This is a genomic window from Pollutimonas thiosulfatoxidans, from assembly GCF_004022565.1.
GTDB lineage: Bacteria > Pseudomonadota > Gammaproteobacteria > Burkholderiales > Burkholderiaceae_B > Pusillimonas_D > Pusillimonas_D thiosulfatoxidans.
The window spans coordinates 273,126-290,183 of record NZ_CP022987.1 but is presented as its reverse complement, the minus strand read 5'-3'; the positions used below and the strand labels follow the sequence as shown (position 1 = coordinate 290,183).

21 protein-coding genes are annotated in these 17,058 nt (G+C 57.8%); 8 read left to right on the top strand and 13 right to left on the bottom strand.

What is annotated here, in order from left to right:
• Nucleotides 1-162: 162 nt before the first annotated feature.
• The 6 genes from CKA81_RS01405 to CKA81_RS17500 form a co-directional block, all read right to left on the bottom strand.
• Nucleotides 163-1,581, bottom strand: coding sequence for an aldehyde dehydrogenase family protein (locus CKA81_RS01405; RefSeq protein ID WP_199287559.1), 1,419 nt, complete (start codon nucleotides 1,579-1,581; stop codon nucleotides 163-165).
• A gap of 26 nt (nucleotides 1,582-1,607) precedes the next feature.
• A complete protein-coding gene (locus CKA81_RS01400) occupies nucleotides 1,608-1,799 on the bottom strand; it encodes a 2-hydroxymuconate tautomerase (protein ID WP_128353699.1) in 192 nt (63 codons plus the stop codon).
• 97 nt (nucleotides 1,800-1,896) lie between these two features.
• Nucleotides 1,897-2,232 (bottom strand): cupin domain-containing protein, encoded by a 336-nt coding sequence (locus CKA81_RS01395; protein WP_128353698.1) that lies wholly within the window; start codon nucleotides 2,230-2,232, stop codon nucleotides 1,897-1,899.
• A 45-nt stretch (nucleotides 2,233-2,277) separates the two neighbouring features.
• Nucleotides 2,278-3,870 carry a TRAP transporter large permease gene (locus CKA81_RS01390; RefSeq protein WP_128353697.1) on the bottom strand — a complete coding sequence of 531 codons (1,593 nt, stop codon included), beginning with the start codon at nucleotides 3,868-3,870 and terminating at the stop codon, nucleotides 2,278-2,280.
• Nucleotides 3,867-4,469: a TRAP transporter small permease subunit gene (locus CKA81_RS01385; RefSeq protein WP_128353696.1), complete on the bottom strand. Its 603-nt coding sequence runs from the start codon at nucleotides 4,467-4,469 to the stop codon at nucleotides 3,867-3,869. Before CKA81_RS01385 ends, CKA81_RS01390 begins: the two co-directional genes overlap by 4 nt.
• A gap of 47 nt (nucleotides 4,470-4,516) precedes the next feature.
• Nucleotides 4,517-4,933, bottom strand: coding sequence for a GFA family protein (locus CKA81_RS17500; protein WP_128353695.1), 417 nt, complete (start codon nucleotides 4,931-4,933; stop codon nucleotides 4,517-4,519).
• 241 nt (nucleotides 4,934-5,174) lie between these two features.
• Between CKA81_RS17500 and CKA81_RS01375 the strand changes: the two genes are divergently transcribed.
• Genes CKA81_RS01375 through CKA81_RS01350 form a run of 6 tightly spaced genes read left to right on the top strand, consistent with a single transcriptional unit; the run spans nucleotide 5,175 to nucleotide 9,641 of the window.
• Nucleotides 5,175-5,828, top strand: coding sequence for an ABC transporter permease subunit (locus tag CKA81_RS01375; RefSeq protein ID WP_128353694.1), 654 nt, complete (start codon nucleotides 5,175-5,177; stop codon nucleotides 5,826-5,828).
• An 18-nt stretch (nucleotides 5,829-5,846) separates the two neighbouring features.
• Entirely contained in the window at nucleotides 5,847-6,482 is a 636-nt protein-coding gene (locus CKA81_RS01370; RefSeq protein ID WP_128353693.1) for a DUF2946 family protein, read from the top strand.
• A complete protein-coding gene (locus CKA81_RS01365; protein ID WP_128353692.1) occupies nucleotides 6,482-7,069 on the top strand; it encodes an NUDIX hydrolase in 588 nt (195 codons plus the stop codon). Before CKA81_RS01370 ends, CKA81_RS01365 begins: the two co-directional genes overlap by 1 nt.
• A gap of 12 nt (nucleotides 7,070-7,081) precedes the next feature.
• Nucleotides 7,082-7,822, top strand: a complete 741-nt coding sequence (gene aat / locus CKA81_RS01360) for a leucyl/phenylalanyl-tRNA--protein transferase (protein WP_128353691.1) — start codon at nucleotides 7,082-7,084, stop codon at nucleotides 7,820-7,822.
• A gap of 43 nt (nucleotides 7,823-7,865) precedes the next feature.
• Complete coding sequence (locus CKA81_RS01355) at nucleotides 7,866-8,594, top strand: arginyltransferase (protein ID WP_128353690.1); 729 nt, start codon at nucleotides 7,866-7,868, stop codon at nucleotides 8,592-8,594.
• Between the two features lie 3 nt (nucleotides 8,595-8,597).
• Nucleotides 8,598-9,641, top strand: a complete 1,044-nt coding sequence (locus CKA81_RS01350; protein WP_128353689.1) for a quinone-dependent dihydroorotate dehydrogenase — start codon at nucleotides 8,598-8,600, stop codon at nucleotides 9,639-9,641.
• Between the two features lie 88 nt (nucleotides 9,642-9,729).
• On the opposite strand, the gene CKA81_RS01345 is transcribed toward CKA81_RS01350, so the two are convergent.
• The 4 genes from CKA81_RS01345 to CKA81_RS01330 form a co-directional block, all read right to left on the bottom strand.
• A complete protein-coding gene (locus tag CKA81_RS01345; protein WP_128353688.1) occupies nucleotides 9,730-10,311 on the bottom strand; it encodes a phasin family protein in 582 nt (193 codons plus the stop codon).
• Nucleotides 10,312-10,498: 187 nt separating this feature from the next.
• Nucleotides 10,499-11,302, bottom strand: coding sequence for an IclR family transcriptional regulator (locus CKA81_RS01340; protein ID WP_228255819.1), 804 nt, complete (start codon nucleotides 11,300-11,302; stop codon nucleotides 10,499-10,501).
• Nucleotides 11,303-11,374: 72 nt separating this feature from the next.
• On the bottom strand, nucleotides 11,375-12,181 hold the full coding sequence (locus CKA81_RS01335; RefSeq protein ID WP_128353686.1) for a competence/damage-inducible protein A: 807 nt from the start codon (nucleotides 12,179-12,181) through the stop codon (nucleotides 11,375-11,377).
• 14 nt (nucleotides 12,182-12,195) lie between these two features.
• Nucleotides 12,196-12,990, bottom strand: coding sequence for an EI24 domain-containing protein (locus tag CKA81_RS01330; RefSeq protein ID WP_128353685.1), 795 nt, complete (start codon nucleotides 12,988-12,990; stop codon nucleotides 12,196-12,198).
• Nucleotides 12,991-13,056: 66 nt separating this feature from the next.
• Between CKA81_RS01330 and CKA81_RS01325 the strand changes: the two genes are divergently transcribed.
• Nucleotides 13,057-13,443, top strand: a complete 387-nt coding sequence (locus CKA81_RS01325; protein WP_128353684.1) for a thioredoxin family protein — start codon at nucleotides 13,057-13,059, stop codon at nucleotides 13,441-13,443.
• Here CKA81_RS01325 and CKA81_RS01320 read toward each other — a convergent pair.
• From CKA81_RS01320 to CKA81_RS01310, 3 genes are all read right to left on the bottom strand, one after another.
• Nucleotides 13,440-14,819 (bottom strand): DEAD/DEAH box helicase, encoded by a 1,380-nt coding sequence (locus tag CKA81_RS01320; protein WP_128353683.1) that lies wholly within the window; start codon nucleotides 14,817-14,819, stop codon nucleotides 13,440-13,442. The genes CKA81_RS01325 and CKA81_RS01320 overlap by 4 nt on opposite strands.
• A gap of 140 nt (nucleotides 14,820-14,959) precedes the next feature.
• On the bottom strand, nucleotides 14,960-15,301 hold the full coding sequence (locus tag CKA81_RS01315; RefSeq protein ID WP_128353682.1) for an AzlD domain-containing protein: 342 nt from the start codon (nucleotides 15,299-15,301) through the stop codon (nucleotides 14,960-14,962).
• Nucleotides 15,298-15,990 (bottom strand): AzlC family ABC transporter permease, encoded by a 693-nt coding sequence (locus tag CKA81_RS01310; protein ID WP_128356446.1) that lies wholly within the window; start codon nucleotides 15,988-15,990, stop codon nucleotides 15,298-15,300. The genes CKA81_RS01315 and CKA81_RS01310 overlap by 4 nt, the downstream gene beginning before the upstream one ends.
• 137 nt (nucleotides 15,991-16,127) lie before the next feature.
• Between CKA81_RS01310 and CKA81_RS01305 the strand changes: the two genes are divergently transcribed.
• Nucleotides 16,128-17,048, top strand: coding sequence for a branched-chain amino acid transaminase (locus CKA81_RS01305; protein ID WP_128353681.1), 921 nt, complete (start codon nucleotides 16,128-16,130; stop codon nucleotides 17,046-17,048).
• The last annotated feature ends 10 nt before the right edge of the window (nucleotides 17,049-17,058 follow it).

The window sequence follows — 17,058 nt, the reverse complement described above, 5'->3', positions numbered from 1 at the left end:
TCCATGCACGGGTGATCCTGTTATACGAAGAAATCTTAGCACGAAAAGACCTATAAATGAACACTAATTTATATGTCCTTATATAGGAACACTCCGGATGAAAAAATGCGCCGATGGAGCAATCGCTCTAAAATCTCGATTACATTCCGAGGGCGCGCAAAGTCAGCGTTTCACCGACAACGTTTGTGTATTGGTATAGGAGAGCAAGCCCTCAAGGCTGTTTTCCGACCCTAAACCGGATTGCTTGTGACCGGCCAAGGGCGCATGGGGTGTCAGCTTGTGAATTTCGTTGATCCAGATCATGCCGCACTGCAGCCGATCGGCCACAGATCTTGCCACTGCCGCATCACTACCCCACACCGAACCGCCCAGCCCGTACTCTCCCGCGTTCGCACGCTGCACCACCTCATCCAGCGTACGATACTTAAGGAAAGGCACAATGGGACCAAATGGTTCCTCGTTAACGATACGTGTATCGTCAGGCGGATTATCTACAATAGTGGGATTAAGGAAGTAACCGGGCCCCGCTGGAGAGTCACCACCCAGCAAAAACCTCATTCCTTGCGCCTTGCAATCGGCCAGCAGTTCCATTATGCGCTCATACTGCAAGCGGTTCTGCACCGGCCCCAGCTGCACGCTTTCGTCAGTGCCGTCACCCACTTTCACCGACTTGCCATATTCAACAATGGCGCTCGCAAGCCGGTCGTATATGCTTTCATGGATATAGAGCCGCTTTGTCGCCAAGCAATATTGTGAGCTGTTGGCAAAACAGGCCCAAAATAACTGCGGTGCGACTTCATCAATGTCTGCATCGGGCAAAACAATAGCGGGGTCATTGCCGCCTAGTTCCAGCGTGATACGCTTGAGTCTCCGCGATGCGCTTTCCATGACCCGCCGTCCTGTGGCAGTAGAACCGGTAAACGCGATCTTATCGATCCCCTCATGCTCGGACATCCACGGACCAACAGCATCGCCCCCTGATACAACGTTTAAAACGCCGGGCGGCAGCAAATCACACAGCAACTCGCCCAGCTTGAGCGCCGTTAGTGGCGTAAACGGCGATGGCTTTAAGACCATGGTATTGCCGGCAAGCAAGCCGGGTGCTACTTTCCAAAGCGCAAGCGTCATCGGGAAATTCCAGGGCACGATGGCGCCAACGACGCCTAGCGGCACGTGTCGGATAAGAACTGTCCGCTCCGGATCGCTGTCCAGAACGGTCTCGGGCAAGGAGAACCCCGCGATCTCTTTGCACCAATGGGCAGCGCGCCCTACTTCCATGCGCGCCGACTCCAACGGCTTGCCCTGCTCCTTCGTCAGCAGGCGGGCAAACTGCTCTTGGTGCTCGAGCAGCATGTCGCCGATTCGATACACCAACGCCTGTCTTTGCTCGTAGGGCGTGCTCGACCACCCCGGAAATGCGGCGCGCGCAGCTGACACAGCTGCATCCAACTGTTCTTTACTGGCGTCGGGAGCTTGCGCAAACTGCTCCTCGGTCGCAGGGTTGATGATCCCAAGCCAGGTCACGCTCTTCACCGCCCGGCCTGCAATCGTATGGGTGTAATCGGTGCCAAAATCAATCATAGTTCTTACCCCGTAAATTCTGTGTACTAACGCCCCAACTCGAATGCCGTCTTGCCGCCGATTCCGAAGTTGTCTTTACTCAACTCGCGAATAATGATTCTTACATTGGTCTCTGGCACGTCTAGGGTCTGGGCTACCGCCTGCGTTACCGCCGAGATCATCTCGCGCTTCTGCTGGCTCGTCCTTCCTTCGAACATGTTCACTTCAATAATGGGCATACCCTCTCTCCAGTACTAATCGACAAATCCATCAGAAAAGCTCGCCACGCTCGCGCAGAGCCGTAGCACACGCAATATGGGCAGGTCGGAAACGCCGTCATTGCTCGTACTCGGGCCGCGCGGGTGTAAAGACATCAAGATTGATTGCGGGCTGATCACCCACTACTTCAACGTAGTGCACTATGCCGGGCGGTATGACTGCTAGGCCTCCCGCTTTGACCCGGTGCACCTCATCGCCAATATGAAAATCCACCTCGCCTTCGAGGATATATACGACCTGTTCGTTGGGGTGAGAATGCGGCGAGATTTCATGACCAGGATATAGCTTATGCAAGGCAAGAGTAACCGCCTCGCTGCCGAATGCCTTGCGCTCTATCCCGTTTCGAACGAGCTTCCAGTCCTGATCATTCCAATTGATTTGCTTAATGTCCATGTTTGCTTGAACCCTTTATTAATTAGGTGATTGCGGGCGGCGATATCAGCCTGGCCCGTATGGATTACTAGGGGCTTCTATCTTTAGCTCGATCTTCTCGGTCATATCGACAGCGCCCTTGATGTTCACTATTCCCGGGAACATGATGACCAACGTCACCATGACTATTTGTATAAACAGGAAGGGAATGGCGCCAAGGTAGATGGAAGAACTCTTCACTTCCTTTGGTGCAACCGAGCGCAGATAGATCAGCGAGAAACCGAAGGGTGGATGCATGAACGATGTCTGGATGTTGATGCTAAGCAGCACCCCTAGCCAGATGAGGTCTATGCCCAGCTTGTCGGCAACTGGAGCAATCAGAGGAATCAAGATAAAAGCCAGTTCAAAGAAATCCAGGAAGAACGCCAGCACAAAGAACAGAATGTTTACACCAATCAGGAAACCCATGTTCCCGCCCGGTAGCGACGTCAAAAGGTGCTCCACCCAAAGATCACCATTGACAGCGCGGAAGGTTAAAGAGAAAAGACTAGCCCCTACAAGAATGAACAGAACAAATGAGGTCAGGCGGGTTGTGGAAGTCAAGGCATGCCGAAGTGACTTCCAACTAAGGCGGCGATTCGCCACGGCCAATATCAAGGCGCCTACGGCTCCCATACCTCCGCCTTCGGTGGGTGTCGCGATGCCCACGAAGATACTTCCCAGCACCAGAAAAATAAGCGTCAATGGCGGAACCATTACAAAGACGACTTTTTCGGCTATGCGTGAGAGCAAGCCAATGCTGAACAGGCGGTTGATGCAAGCGATGCCGAAAGCCAGCGCAATGCCGACAGACGCGCTATAAATCGCAACCTCATCGGCAGGCACCGACGGATCCGTGAAATATAATTTGGCGAAGCTATAGGAGGCGGCAACCGCCAATGCCAACAAGGCAGCCAATGATCCGACACCGCTACTGCCGTTCGGCTGGCGCAGGAGTCTCGCTTCTGGCGGTAAGGCGGGTACAGTATGGGGCTTGAAAATCGAAAGCAATAACACATACACGGCGTACATCAACGTAAGCAGCAAGCCAGGGATCAAAGCGCCACGATACATGTCGCCAACTGACCGGCCCAGTTGATCTGCCAAGACGATGAGTACCAAAGAGGGCGGCAAAAGCTGCGCCAAAGTTCCCGATGCTGCGATGACTCCGGCCGCCAGCTTCTGGTCGTAGCCGTAGCGCATCATTACCGGCAACGAAATAAGCCCCATGGAAATGACAGAAGCAGCCACGACACCCGTAGTCGAGGCAAGCAGCGCGCCAACAAAGATTACTGCATACGCCACGCCACCACGCACGCTGCCAAACAATTGGCCTATGGTATCGAGCAGGTCCTCTGCCATACCGGATCGCTCGAGAATAAGCCCCATAAACGTGAAAAATGGTACCGCAAGCAAGGTCTCATTGGACATGATGCCGTACAGCCTGTTAGGCAACGCTTGCAACAAGGTCGGTTCCAGAAGCCCCAGCTCGAAGCCTATAAACGCAAACAGCAAACCATTGGCTGCAAGCGAAAATGCAATAGGAAACCCCGATAGCAGCAAGAGCACCAACGTCATAAACATAATCGGCGCAATGTTGGCGATAAGGAAACTGCTCATTTAGCATCTCCTGGGCGGTTCGCCAGTGCTGCTTCGAGCTCGGCTTTGCTGACCTCTAGCTCATTACGACTTTGCTTGTCGAATTCGCTGGCATCAACCATGTGAAACAGGAAGCCTATGCGCTTGATGATCTCCGATACGCCCTGCGCAAAGAGCATGAGAAAGCTGATCGGAATCAACGCTTTGACCGGCCATACCAGCAAGCCTCCCGCATTCATCGAGATTTCGCCGCTGACGAAGGACTCGCGAACATATGGAATAGAGTATGTGATGATGATGAAGCACATAGGTAGTAGGAAGACAGTGAAACCAACAATATCTATCCCCACCTGGACCCGCTTAGGCAATCTACCGGCCAACAGGTCAATACGAACATGCTCGTTACGACGCAAGGTGTGCGACGCCGCCAAAAGAAAAATGGCAGCAAACAAATACCATTGAATTTCCAACCAAGCGTTCGAACCTATATGCAAGGAATACCGTACCAAGGCGTTTGCCGTGCATATGAGTACCGCAGCTAGAAGCGCCCAACTGACGCCTATGCCTATCCGGTCATTGAAAGCGTCGATCAATTTGGAGAAAGCTAGCAAGAGCCGCATGATAAGTACCGAATGTTGTGAAGGGCTGTATGTCGCGCCCTTAATTTTCAAGCGTAGGAGGAAGGCCGGCGCTCGTGTAAGGGTATATCCTCAGGGACGTGGTGAAACGGCTGTTTGTCAATGCCAAAGATGGCCACCGAGGGCCTGCCGAAGACAGCGGGATCATCCAAAGTGCCGACCTTGAGCAGAACTGCATTCGCAACCCTAGGCGACGTGGTCAGCAAGTGTGTACCGCAATCAGAACAGAAGTGCCTGGTGACTGGGGCGGGCAGATCGGTCCGACTGAAAAGCCGAGGATTGCCGAGAGTGTAGGAAAAGCCGTTCTCTGGCATTCCCATGACAATATTGGGACCTCCACCGGATATGTACTGACACTCCCTACAGTGGCACTGCAGCTTGAAGAGCGCCTCGCCCTCCGCCCTGTAGCGCACAGATCCGCAGTAGCAACCACCTTCTATGATCATGTCTCGCTCCTGTCTCTTGTTGCAAGGGCCAGTGCACGACCGGCCAAAGTTTCCCGAGAAGTTTAGCATTTATTTATATATGGGTATTATTTATTTATTGTTCCTATACAAGAATGCCCTACGATCGTGGACACTGATAGTGTCCTGCCTTATCACCCCCCGCTATATCCCTGTCCCCAGAAGTTCGTTGGGTTAGGCACGGCCGCCTCCTACAATTTCCAGCTTACATCTGGAGGTGGCGATGTCCGTGGCGATGGTCGACCTTTTCTTTGCGTCATTCGGCGAAACCCTGTTGATGGTTGGTGCCTCCAGCGTGCTTGCCGCCTTGCTGGGCCTGCCTCTTGGGCTGGTGCTGCATCTGACCGGACCGCGCGGCAACCCCGGGCGCCCTCGCCTGCATCGCGCACTTCAATTCACAGTAAGCGCCGTGCTATCGACCCCCTCTGTCGTCCTGCTCGCGGGCCTCATCGCATTGGCTCATGTGATGCTGGAGGTGCCTGCCAACCTGATCGCCAGCGTCGTGCCCTTGGCCCTGATCGTGATGCCGGGCATCGCGCGCAGCGCTGATGCCGCCTTTGGGCAGGTCGACAACAAGGTCGTGGATGCCGCAAAGGCGGCGGGAGCATCGACGTCGCAAATGGTTTATAAAGTCTTTTTTCCCAGCGCGGCAGGCGGCATTGCCGCAGGCCTTGGGATGGCAGTCGCCAGCCTGGTGGGTTATTCCACGCTGGCCGGCGCCATCAGTGGTCAAGGCTTGGGCGATTTGGGCTTGCGTTATGGCTTCCAGGAGTTCATGCCGGGACTGATGCTGCTGGTGGTACTGTCCTTGCTGGTGCTGGCTGAAGCCGCGCAGTTTCTTGGGCATGCGCTGGCTCATAGGCTGAACGCGCGCTAAACAGAACACGGGACAACAATGGATCAGAATGTGATCGCCGCCATGGCGAAATGGCCCGACGTGCCCGACGTGTTCGGATGGCTGTCCCTGACTGAACGCGGAGAATGGCGCTTGCATCCCACCGGCGACGCCCTTGCGCCTGTGGCTGACAATGCCGCGCCCGCGCGCGGCGAGTCCATCAGCAGCCCAGCCATACTTGATTTCATCGGCCGTAACTACGCTTGCGACCATCAGGGCCAATGGTATTTCCAGAATGGCCCGCAACGGGTCTATGTGCGGCTGGATGCTGCGCCTTTCATCGTGCACACCGGGCAATCGGAGGGCGCAGATATGCTGTTGCGCACCCATAACGGACTGCCGGTAAGCAAGATCGACGGCTGGTGGTTGACGGACGAAGGCAGGCTGTTTGCCGCAACCGAGCATGGCCCGGGCCTGGTGGCCGGCCGGGACCTGGCCACGGTGCTCCAAGGCATGCACAGCATTGAAGGTGAGTCCTTACTGGACTTGCTCGAGCGGGAAGCCGAGGCTTGTGGCATGCCAGTCACTTTCGCGGCTGCTTATGCCGGCACCTTGCCGATCAATTGCTGCCCCTCGGCTGCCGTCGAACAAGCCATGGGCTTTGTCCGGCATCCCGCATTGAGTAGAATCGCTTAATGACCACGCCCGCACCCAGCTTTTACTTTCCCGCTCCTCGCGCTCAACGGTACTGCAGCCAGTGCGGAAAACCCATTACACAGCGCATCCCGCCGGACGATAATCGGCTGCGCGCAGTGTGTGAGCATTGCGGCGCCGTGCATTACCAGAACCCGCGCAATGTGGTGGGCGTGCTACCCGTATGGCAAGACAAGATCTTGCTGTGCCGTCGGGCCATCGAGCCGCGCTACGACAAATGGACACTTCCGGCGGGCTTTATGGAGCTGGGCGAGACAACGGCCCAGGGCGCCATGCGCGAAACCCAGGAGGAAGCCGGCGCACAAATCGAGCTTGGCCCCCTCTATACCATCATTGATGTGCCGCACGCCGAACAGGTGCATTTCTTTTATTTGGCCAAGGTGCTCAGCGAGAAGCTGTATCCTGGCCCCGAAAGCATAGAGGCGGGCTTCTTCAGCGTAGAGGACATCCCCTGGCAAGAGCTGGCTTTCCGCACGGTAAGCACCACGCTGGAACACTATATCGCCGACCGCGCCACCGGCGTGTTTCCCATGCATCATTACGATATCCCGTATCCGCCGCCGCGCTAGGCAGGAGCAACCGTGAGTGGTTTGATCTGGCTTGACGACACGGACCCGTTTCCGGATCCCGCTGCGGCGCTGCCGGAGGGTTTGGTGGCTGCGGGCGGTCGCCTGTCCATAGAAAGGCTGACCGAAGCCTATGCGCGCGGTATCTTCCCATGGTTCAACGACGGCGATCCGATATTGTGGTGGAGCCCCGATCCGCGCATGGTGCTGGCCTGTGCAGACTTGAAGATTTCGCATTCGCTGGCCAAGAAACGTCGACAAGTAGCGCGAACCGAACAATACGCCGATGCCCGGGTAAAAGTCACGACGGACATCGCATTTGCTTCTGTCATTGCGGGTTGCGCAGGCAGACGCCAAACGCAAGACGGCACATGGATTTCTCCGGCCATACAGGCCGCCTATACGGCCTGGCACCGCGCCGGTGTCGCGCACAGCATAGAAACCTGGGTTGATGGCGAACTGGCCGGCGGGCTGTATGGCGTATGCATGGGTCGCTTCTTCTTCGGAGAATCCATGTTCGCGCGGGTGTCGGACGCCAGCAAGCTGGCATTGACCTACCTGGTGGACTTTCTGTCTATTCGTGGCATTACACATATAGATTGTCAGCAGCAAACCGCGCACTTGGCCAGCATGGGAGCACGACCCGTGGGCCGCAGCGATTTCCTGGCTCTGTTGAAGCGCACGGTGCATGGCGAAAGTCCACCCTGGCAGCCGGGCCAGATACTTGCAGGCGGTCGGCTTGCACCCCTGGCATGAATAACGCCATAATGAAATCGCATAGCAACATCGAGCCTGAGTCATGAGCCACCCCACCGAACCCGGCTTTAAAACACTGCAGTTTTATTCCACTGCAATCTACCCGTGCAGCTACCTGCCGGGCCACGATGCGCGTTCTCAGGTGGCGGCGCCCACGCACCTGATCGATGCCGACACTTATTCGCAGCTGGTGGAACAAGGCTTTCGGCGTAGTGGCTTATTTACTTACCGCCCTCATTGCGATGCCTGCCGGGCCTGCCTGCCCATACGCGTCGATGCGCGCCGATTCCAGAAGAATCGCACGCAGCGCAAGGTGTGGCGTCATCACGAAGACCTGGTCACGCACATCATGCCCTTGCATTGGGACGCCGAGCATTTCGAACTTTACGATCGTTATCAGCATGGACGCCACCCGGGCGCCGGCATGGATGAGGACAGCCAGGCGCAATACACGCAATTCCTGCTGACCAGTCGGGTGGATTCACGCCTGGTGGAGTTTCGCCTGCCATCGGGTGAACTCCAGATGGTGTGCATGATAGACATTCTGCAAACCGGCTTTTCATCGGTCTACACCTTCTTCGAGCCGGACGCAGCCGGCAGCCTGGGCACCTACGGTGTACTGTGGCAATTGGAGCAATGCCGCAAGGTGGGACTTCCCTGGGTATATCTGGGATACTGGATACAGCAAAGCCGTAAAATGTCTTATAAATCTCGCTACAAACCCTTCCAGCTCCTGCAGGACGGCGTCTGGGCCGAACCTGATCCTTCATAAAACATGACTCTCCTGTTCCAAGCTTATCCGCTGGCCCGTTCAGCGCTGTTCACCATGGACGCCGAAGCGGCCCACGAGTTGACCCTCAAGTCGCTGCAAAAGGCCTACGACTGCGGGCTTACACGCAGGTTGATGGGTGCCCGTCCGCAAGCACCGCTTACCCTCATGGGCATGTCGCTGCGCAACCCCGTGGGCCTTGCAGCCGGACTGGACAAGAACGGGGCCCACATCGACGCCCTGGGCAACCTGGGCTTCGGCTTTGTGGAAGTCGGCACCGTAACGCCCCGCCCCCAAGCTGGCAACCCGAAGCCGCGCATGTTCCGCCTTCCGCGTGCCGAGGCCTTGATAAACCGCCTGGGGTTCAACAACCAGGGCCTGCAATCGTTCATTAACAATGTGCGCGCCAGCACGTGGCGACAGGATGGCGGGATACTGGGATTGAACATCGGCAAGAACGCCGACACTCCCATCGAACGCGCCGTCGACGACTACCTTATCGGACTTGAAGGCGTGTATGCCCATGCCGATTATGTGACGGTCAATATTTCTTCCCCCAATACCCAGAACCTGCGCGCCTTGCAAGGGCAAGACGAACTGGCCGCCCTGCTGCTGCCCTTGCAGGAGAAGCGCAAGGCACTGGCCGACCAGCACGGACGGCATGTGCCTATGGTCGTCAAGATCGCACCCGATCTGGAATTGGAACAAATCGATGCCATTGCCGAGTTACTGCCACGCTATGGCGTAGACGGCGTCATCGCGAGCAACACCACACTCTCGCGCGAATCAGTGCAAGGACTGCCTCATGCAAAGGAGGCTGGAGGCTTGTCCGGCCCACCCGTGCACGAATTGTCGCTGCGCGTTATTCAACGGCTACGCGGCCAACTGGGCGCGGGCTACGCCATCATCGGCGTTGGCGGAATCGCCTCGGCCCGCCAGGCGCGCGAAAAAATCGCTGCGGGGGCCAACGCCATCCAGTTGTACACGGGTCTGATCTATCGCGGCCCGGCCCTGATTGCCGATTGCGTGCGCGCCATACCGACGCGCTGAAAAAGAAACGCCCCGCAGAGAATTTTCTCTTTGCGGGGCGCTGAACTGCTGCAAGGCTTATGACCTTGCGGCTAGCGGTACAACTAATTTAGCTGGCGTTGCGACGTGCGCGAGGAGCCGATTTATTGGCAGCCTCGGCGGCGTCGTTCGCTGCCTTGAACGTGGCCGAGGTGGCCGCGTTGATGTTGGATTCAGCAGCGTCGGCGGCCTGGCGGGCAGCTTTGGCAACCGATTCGTAAGCACTGTTGGCCGTGGCAAGCGAAGACTTGAGCAAAGCAACAGCGCCTTCAGAGCCGGTAGGCGCGTTTTTCGCGATCTGGTCCAGCGCTTCAGTGACTTGTTGCTGGCCTTCAGCGATTTGCGCTTCGGTCAGCTTGGAAAGATCGCCTTGCACACCGGCAACGATGTCATAGACATGCTTGCTGTAGGCCAGCGTTTTCTCGGCATTGGGGCGAACCAGGGCCGTGGTGAATGCCAGGGCTTCCTGGGGATCTTTCACTTCAATGGCTTGCTGCGACGTCTGGGCAACTTCGTCCATCGTCGCTTTGATGACTTTCAGGTTCAGGTCGACCAGTTTTTCGAAACCGCCGAAAAAGGCGCCTTGGATGGCCAGCAGGTTGTCCAGCGAAGTCTTTTGGCTCGCCAGAATGTTTTGAGGGATTGCGCTCATGATGTGTCCTTTATAAGTGGACCGGTGTGGTCCGCGATACCTGGGATCAATCCAGGCGTAAAAATAAAGAAGGCTAAACAAATCACCATCACACCGCGTGAAAACCTTCTATGCTGCATCGCACAATTGCAATTCTACGCTGTTTATCAACGCAGTCAAGCATTATTTGTTGCGACGCAACAAATAGCTATTGCATCGCCTCGTAGCCCAGGGCTTCGGAGATTTGCGCTGCAGTACGAAGCAGAATGGGTATCCATTCGTCGCGCAGGCGTTCGGCGGGCGCCGATATGGAAAGCCCTGCCTGCAGCTTGCCGGTATCGTCGTAGACGCCGGCCGCGATGCAACGCACACCCAGTTCCAGTTCTTCGTTGTCGCGGGAATACCCGTGGCGGCGCACCAGAGCGAGATCGCGTTCAAGCTGGTCCGCCTGGGTGATGCTGTTGCGGGTCGTGCCAGCCAGACCGGTACGCATGGCGTACGCCCTGACCTGGCGTGGGTCGATTACCGATAAAAACAGTTTGCCGGTGGACGTCAGGTGTAGCGGCGCGCGACCACCTATGGCGCGTACCACCTGCATGCCGGAGCGTTCGCTCCACGCACGTTCGATATAGACGATTTCGTCGCCCTGCTGCAAGGACAAGTTGACGGTCTGACCCGTGATCTTGTGCAACTCGCGCATGGGTTCAAGCGCCACTTGGCGTACATTAAGCCGGCCCTTGACCAGCGAACCCAGCTCCAGCAGGCGCATGCCCAACTGGTATAAGCCGCTATCGACCCGCTCCACATATCGCCCCACCACCAGATCGTTCAAGATGCGGTGCGCGGTGGATGTGTGCAAGCCGGTGGCGGCGGCCAGGTCTTTAAGAGGTACGGGGTCGGAACGCTTTGCCAGCACGTCCAGTAATAGCATGGCTCGCTCCAGTACCTGGATGGTAATGGGCGATGGGCTGACGGGGTAAGCCCATTGGGTGTGGCGGTTACAAGAGCGGATCGGGACATAGTCTTCGTTTTGACGCAACGCAACAATTCCATAATATGAAATAAGTGCCTCTGCTGGCAAGACTTATTTTTCGGGGGGAGTCAGCTCTCCTCCGAGGCGCAGCGCTTCGGCGCGCAGATAGGCCAGGGCCTCGGCGGCCGCCGCGGGCTCGCCCTTGACGCCCAGATCGATATGCGGATGGCCGGTCTCGCCCATGCTGGGCAAGCTGAAAGCTTTGATGCCGGGCCAACGTTGCTCCAGTTCTTCCAGTGCCGGGGTAATCCGGGATTCGGGAAGCCGAAACACCAGGAAGGAGTGCTCTACATGCACGACCTGGTGCTGGAAATGCCGGTAGCGGGTGTCCAGCGTCCACGCCATCATGGGCCAGGCGATCACAGGAAAGCCCGGCATGAAAGTGTGTTCGCGGATAAAGAAGCCAGGGATCTTGTTGTAGGGATTCGGGACGATCTCGGACCCAACCGGAAAGACGCCCATCTGCAGGCGCTGCTGATTCTCGGGTATGGACATATCGGCACTGCCCTGCCCGCGTTGCGCGCTATCGGCGCAGCGCTCGGCAATAAGGCGCTCTGCTTCGGGATGCAGCGCGAGTTCGACCCCCAGCGCCTGCGCCGCCGCCTGGCGGGTTTGATCGTCCGGGGTGGCGCCTATGCCGCCGCAACAAAAGACGATGTCGGGTGTGGCGAAGCTGCGCGCCAAGGCCTCGGCCAGTGTGTCGCGATCATCGGGCAGGAACTCTGCGCCGCCCAGATGCATGCCGCGTTGCGACAGCAAGTCCACAAAATGGGCAAAGTGCTTGTCTTGCCGGCGTCCGGAAAGAATCTCGTCGCCGATTATCATCAAGCGTATCTTTGGTATGGCCTTGCCTGTCATGCCTTGTTCCTGTGTTAAGCCTCGATAACCGTCTGCCCGCGCAATTGACGCAGCGCCTCGAGACTGAAGTGAGCATATACCAGTGCGGAGAACACCGGCAAGACCAGCCACGCGGGCGGAAACAGATTGAGCAGGGCCAGCACCACACCGATCAGCCACAGTTGGCGGTTATGGCGTCGCCACAGCAGTCGCCGCTCTTGCGGACTGGCGTGTTCGACGATGGCATCCACGCGCAGCATGCGGGTAAAGGCAAAGGCCCACCAGAAAATCGGGAGCAGTAGCGCAAAGGGAGGGATAAGCCACAAAGGCATGGTGACGACCCAGCCAATCGCAAACAGTACGCCGACCACAATGGCGTTCCAGGCGCCCACAGTCGTCGAAAACTTACCCTGGCGGCGGATACCGGCATATTCGCGCTGCTCGAGATGCCGCAAGGCAATAGGCATCACGAATATGGCGGCAATAACCAGCCCCAGGATGCCCGACAAGGGCAGCAGTATGACAACCGCCAGCATGGGAATCAAATACAGCTTGATGGAGAACAAGCCGATCGCCACCAGCCACTGATCGACCTGGTTGACGAACTCCCAGTCGGCGGCCTGCATGTTCAACCACGCAGTAAGCGGCGTCCAGAAGGCCCAAAGCAATACGATGGCACCTAGCAACGCAATAATAAAAGGCAGGAAAAGAGCCGCCAGCATCTTGGGGTGGCACTGCGAGGCCAGGGCTCGCTTGAATGCCACCGCAACGGCGGCCAGTCCGGTGACGCCCAGTGCACGCGGGCGGACTGCGAGGTTGGATTCGCTCATCGAGAAAACCTTAAGTTCAAGACACGACTATCATAGTCAAACCTGAACACATACGCTTTGTATTTTATGCCCGTATTCGACCCGCAAAACGACATGGGGGCCTTGCAGGCCCGCCTGGAAAAATCGTCGGAACTAACCATAGTATGCTATTGCGCCGCCTGGTGTGACACCTGCACCCAGTATCGGCCCGGCTACGAAGCGCTGGCTGCACAGTATGAGCAGCACACCTTTGTTTGGGTTGATATCGAAGAGCATCCCGAGTTGCTCGAGGATGAGGACGTAGAAAACTTTCCGACCGTACTGATCCAGGCGCCGCGAGGCAATCTTTTCTACGGCGTGCTGCAACCCCATGCGGTACATCTGGATCGCCTGATCAGCCGCTGCGATGCTGACGCCGCCGTGACAACGGCCGGGCCCTCAGCATTGCTGCAGTTATTGCGGCAAGGCGCCTAGCGCCCGCCACCCAGTAATACGCCGATGGACTTCTTGCCTGATTCGGCCGCGGGCTTGCTGCGCTCGGGCGTCGCCGGGCTGCTGACCGTGTTTGAGGGCACGTAAGGCTTATCGAAGAAATCGTCGACGGCGCGTGTCGGTGCACTGCCGGGCGTATAAGCGCGCCGCTCGCCGCGGACCGGCGCTGCGGGCCGACGCGACACTGCGGGCAGTGCCAGGTGTCCACGGGGTATCTTGCTCTTGATGAGCTTTTCGATGTCCTGCAGATAACGCTCTTCTTCGGGTGCGTAAAAGGCAATCGCCTCGCCCGACTTCCCTGCTCGCCCGGTACGGCCTATGCGATGGACATAATCTTCGGCACTGTGAGGCAGGTCGTAATTGATGACGCAAGGCACGCCGGCAACGTCCAGCCCCCGAGCGGCCACGTCAGTGGCGACCAGCACTTCCAGTTCGCCCGCCTTGAAGGCGTCCAGCGCTTTCATGCGATCCAGTTGGCTCTTGTCGCCATGGATGGACTCGGCCTTGACACCGTCACGCACCAGCTCGCGAGCGAGCCGGCTGGTACCGATCTTGGTATTTGAAAATACGATGACTTGATTGAAGCCTCGCGACTTGACCAAATGCACCACAGCGGCACGCTTCTCGCTGCCCGCCAATGGGTAGGCAATCTGGGTGACGTTCTCTGCAGTCGCGTTGCGCGCGGCAACTTCGACTTCAGCCGGATTGGTCAGGTAGCTGCGGCCCAACTTGCGGATTTCATTGCTGAAGGTCGCTGAAAACAACAGACCCTGGCGTTTGGCCGGCAGCAGGCGCACGATACGATCGAGGTCGGGAAGGAAGCCCATGTCCAGCATGCGATCGGCTTCGTCCAGCACCAATATGCCGACCTGACCCAGGTTGACGTTCTTTTGCTCGACATGATCGAGCAGTCGTCCCGGCGTGGCGATCAGGACCTCGCAACCACGACGCAAAGCCTCGCGTTGCGGGCCGATATCGACCCCACCGAATACCACGGTCGACCGTAATGGAGTCGACTTGCTATAGGTGATGACACTGTCTGACACCTGATCGGCCAGCTCACGCGTGGGCGTGAGGATCAGTGCGCGCACCGGGTGGCGGGCAGGAGACGCGCTGGTATTGGCATACTGCATCAGGCGATGCAGTATGGGCAGCGTAAACGCCGCCGTCTTGCCCGTACCCGTTTGCGCCGCGCCCATCACATCGCGCCCGTCCATAACCAAAGGCATGGCTTCGGCCTGGATGGGGGTAGGAGTGGTGTATCCGGTTTCGGCGACCGCTTGAAGGATGCTGGGATGCAGGCCGAAATCAGTAAAAGTCGCGGCGGGGGTATCGGGAGTTTGTATAGTGTCTGTCATTGAAGGTGGGTGGCGCCGGGCGCGGGAAGATCCCGTGAGTGGCATTTATAACCGGCTTATTTTACAGCACGCAGTCCATGCAGCCGCCATTGGTGGCGCCACACGACCCGCCACGGCCCGTATCATGGCGCTAAGTGTCGTTAAAAGCCGACGCTTTGTGCCAGGGCGCGCAGCACCCAGTATCCCACCATGCCACCGACGATCACCATCACCGTGCTGCGTGTGCGCCAGAATACCAGTATGGCGACCAAGACGGCGCCCACACGCAAATCCAGCAAACCGCCGATGCCTGACTGCCATGGCAGCAGCTCGGGAACGATGATCGCCGCCAGAGCGGCGGTAGGCGCGTAGCGCAATGCGCGTAGCAAAGAGTCGCTGAGCGGCAGATAGTCCCCAAAGAGGAAATAGCCGGCGCGGGTCAGAAAGCTGGACACTACCAGGACCGCGATAACCCCCAGAATATAGAGTTCGTGCTCTGTCATGCCCTCCCGCCCCTTCGCTTCGCTAACGCGCGTTCGGCCAGCACGCCGGCCGCCACACCGCCGATGACGGCCGCAATCAAGCCCAGGCGCAAGGGCAAGGGCTGTCCTATCCAGGCAATGCTCGAGGCGACCAGCAGACACAGGACCATGGGCCGCGTCTTCACAATCGGGATAAGTACCGCCAGCAGAGCCAGGATGGCGGCAAAGTTCAGCGACCAGCTCTCGGGAACGAAAGACCCCAGGTAGATGCCCAGTAAAGAGGAACTGTTCCAGACGATCCAGCCGGGCACGATGATGCCCAGGTAGTACCAAAGCTGTCCCGAGGTACCCTTGCGTCGGGATTCTCCGTAGCGGCTCATGAAAAGCACGAAGGAAAAGTCACTGGACAAGAAGCCCAACACCAGTCGCTTGGGCCAGGCCATGTGCCTGAAAAATGGCTGCAAGGCCGCGCCAAAGATCAGAAATCGGATATTCACAACCATGCCCGCCGCAAAGATCAGCCATATCGGCGCACCCGATTCGATCAATGGCAAGGCGGTCAATTGTGCCGAACCGGCATACACGGTCAGCGTCATCAGGACCGCCATATTCTCGGTGAGCCCGGAATTGATCAGTGCGATGCCCGTCACGAAACCCCAGGTCCCCGTGGCAACGAAGGCCGAAATAGCGTCCTTGAAGCCCGTCAGCAACAAGCCTCTTTGACTGCGATCCGGCCACCACGAGCGTATTATCGACTGCACGGCTGCCCCACGCTCCCGACGAAAAAGCGGCTATTGTAAGGCTTGTGCCCTTGGTACAATCGGGGCCTCATCTTCAGGAGACCTTTATGTCAATGTCTGATCGCGACGGATTCATCTGGTATGACGGCAAACTTGTGCCGTGGCGCGATGCCACCACCCACGTCCTGACTCATTCATTGCATTACGGCCTGGCGGTCTTCGAGGGCCTGCGCGCCTACAACACCAGCCTGGGCACTGCCATATTTCGGCTGCAGGACCACACCAAGCGCTTGTTCAACTCGGCGCACATCTACCAAATGGAGATACCGTTCGACCAGGACGCCATCAACGCCGCCCACTTGCAAGTGGTGCGCGAGAACAAGCTGGAATCCTGCTATATACGTCCGCTGGTATTTTACGGCTCGGAAAAAATGGGCGTATCGCCCAAAGGGGCGCAGGTTCATGTGGCCATCGCTGCCTGGCCCTGGGGTGCCTACCTGGGCGAAGAAGCGCTGCAACAAGGCATACGGGTAAAGATCTCATCCTATGCCCGCCAGCACGTCAATGTGACCATGCCGCGCGCCAAAGTGGCCAGCACGTATGCCAACTCCATCATCGCCAACGCCGAGGCGCTGGACCATGGCTACGATGAGGCCATTTTGCTGGACACTGACGGTTTCGTGGCGGAGGGCTCTGGCGAGAATATCTTCATCGTCAAGGATGGCGTCATTCTCGAACCCGAAATCGCATCGGCCCTGACCGGCATCACGCGTTCGACGCTGCATGCACTGGCCGCCGACCTGGGCCTGCAGGTGGTCACCAAGCGCCTCACGCGCGACGATCTCTACATTGCCGACGAAGCCTTCTTTACCGGCACGGCGGCCGAAGTCACCCCCATCCGCGAGGTCGATCGCCGCATCATCGGCCAGGGCAGCCGCGGGCCCATCACACAGAAACTGCAGCAAGCCTTCTTCGACGTCGTCAACGGCAAGAACGCCAAATATCATCACTGGTTAAGCAAAGTCTAAAGGATCTACC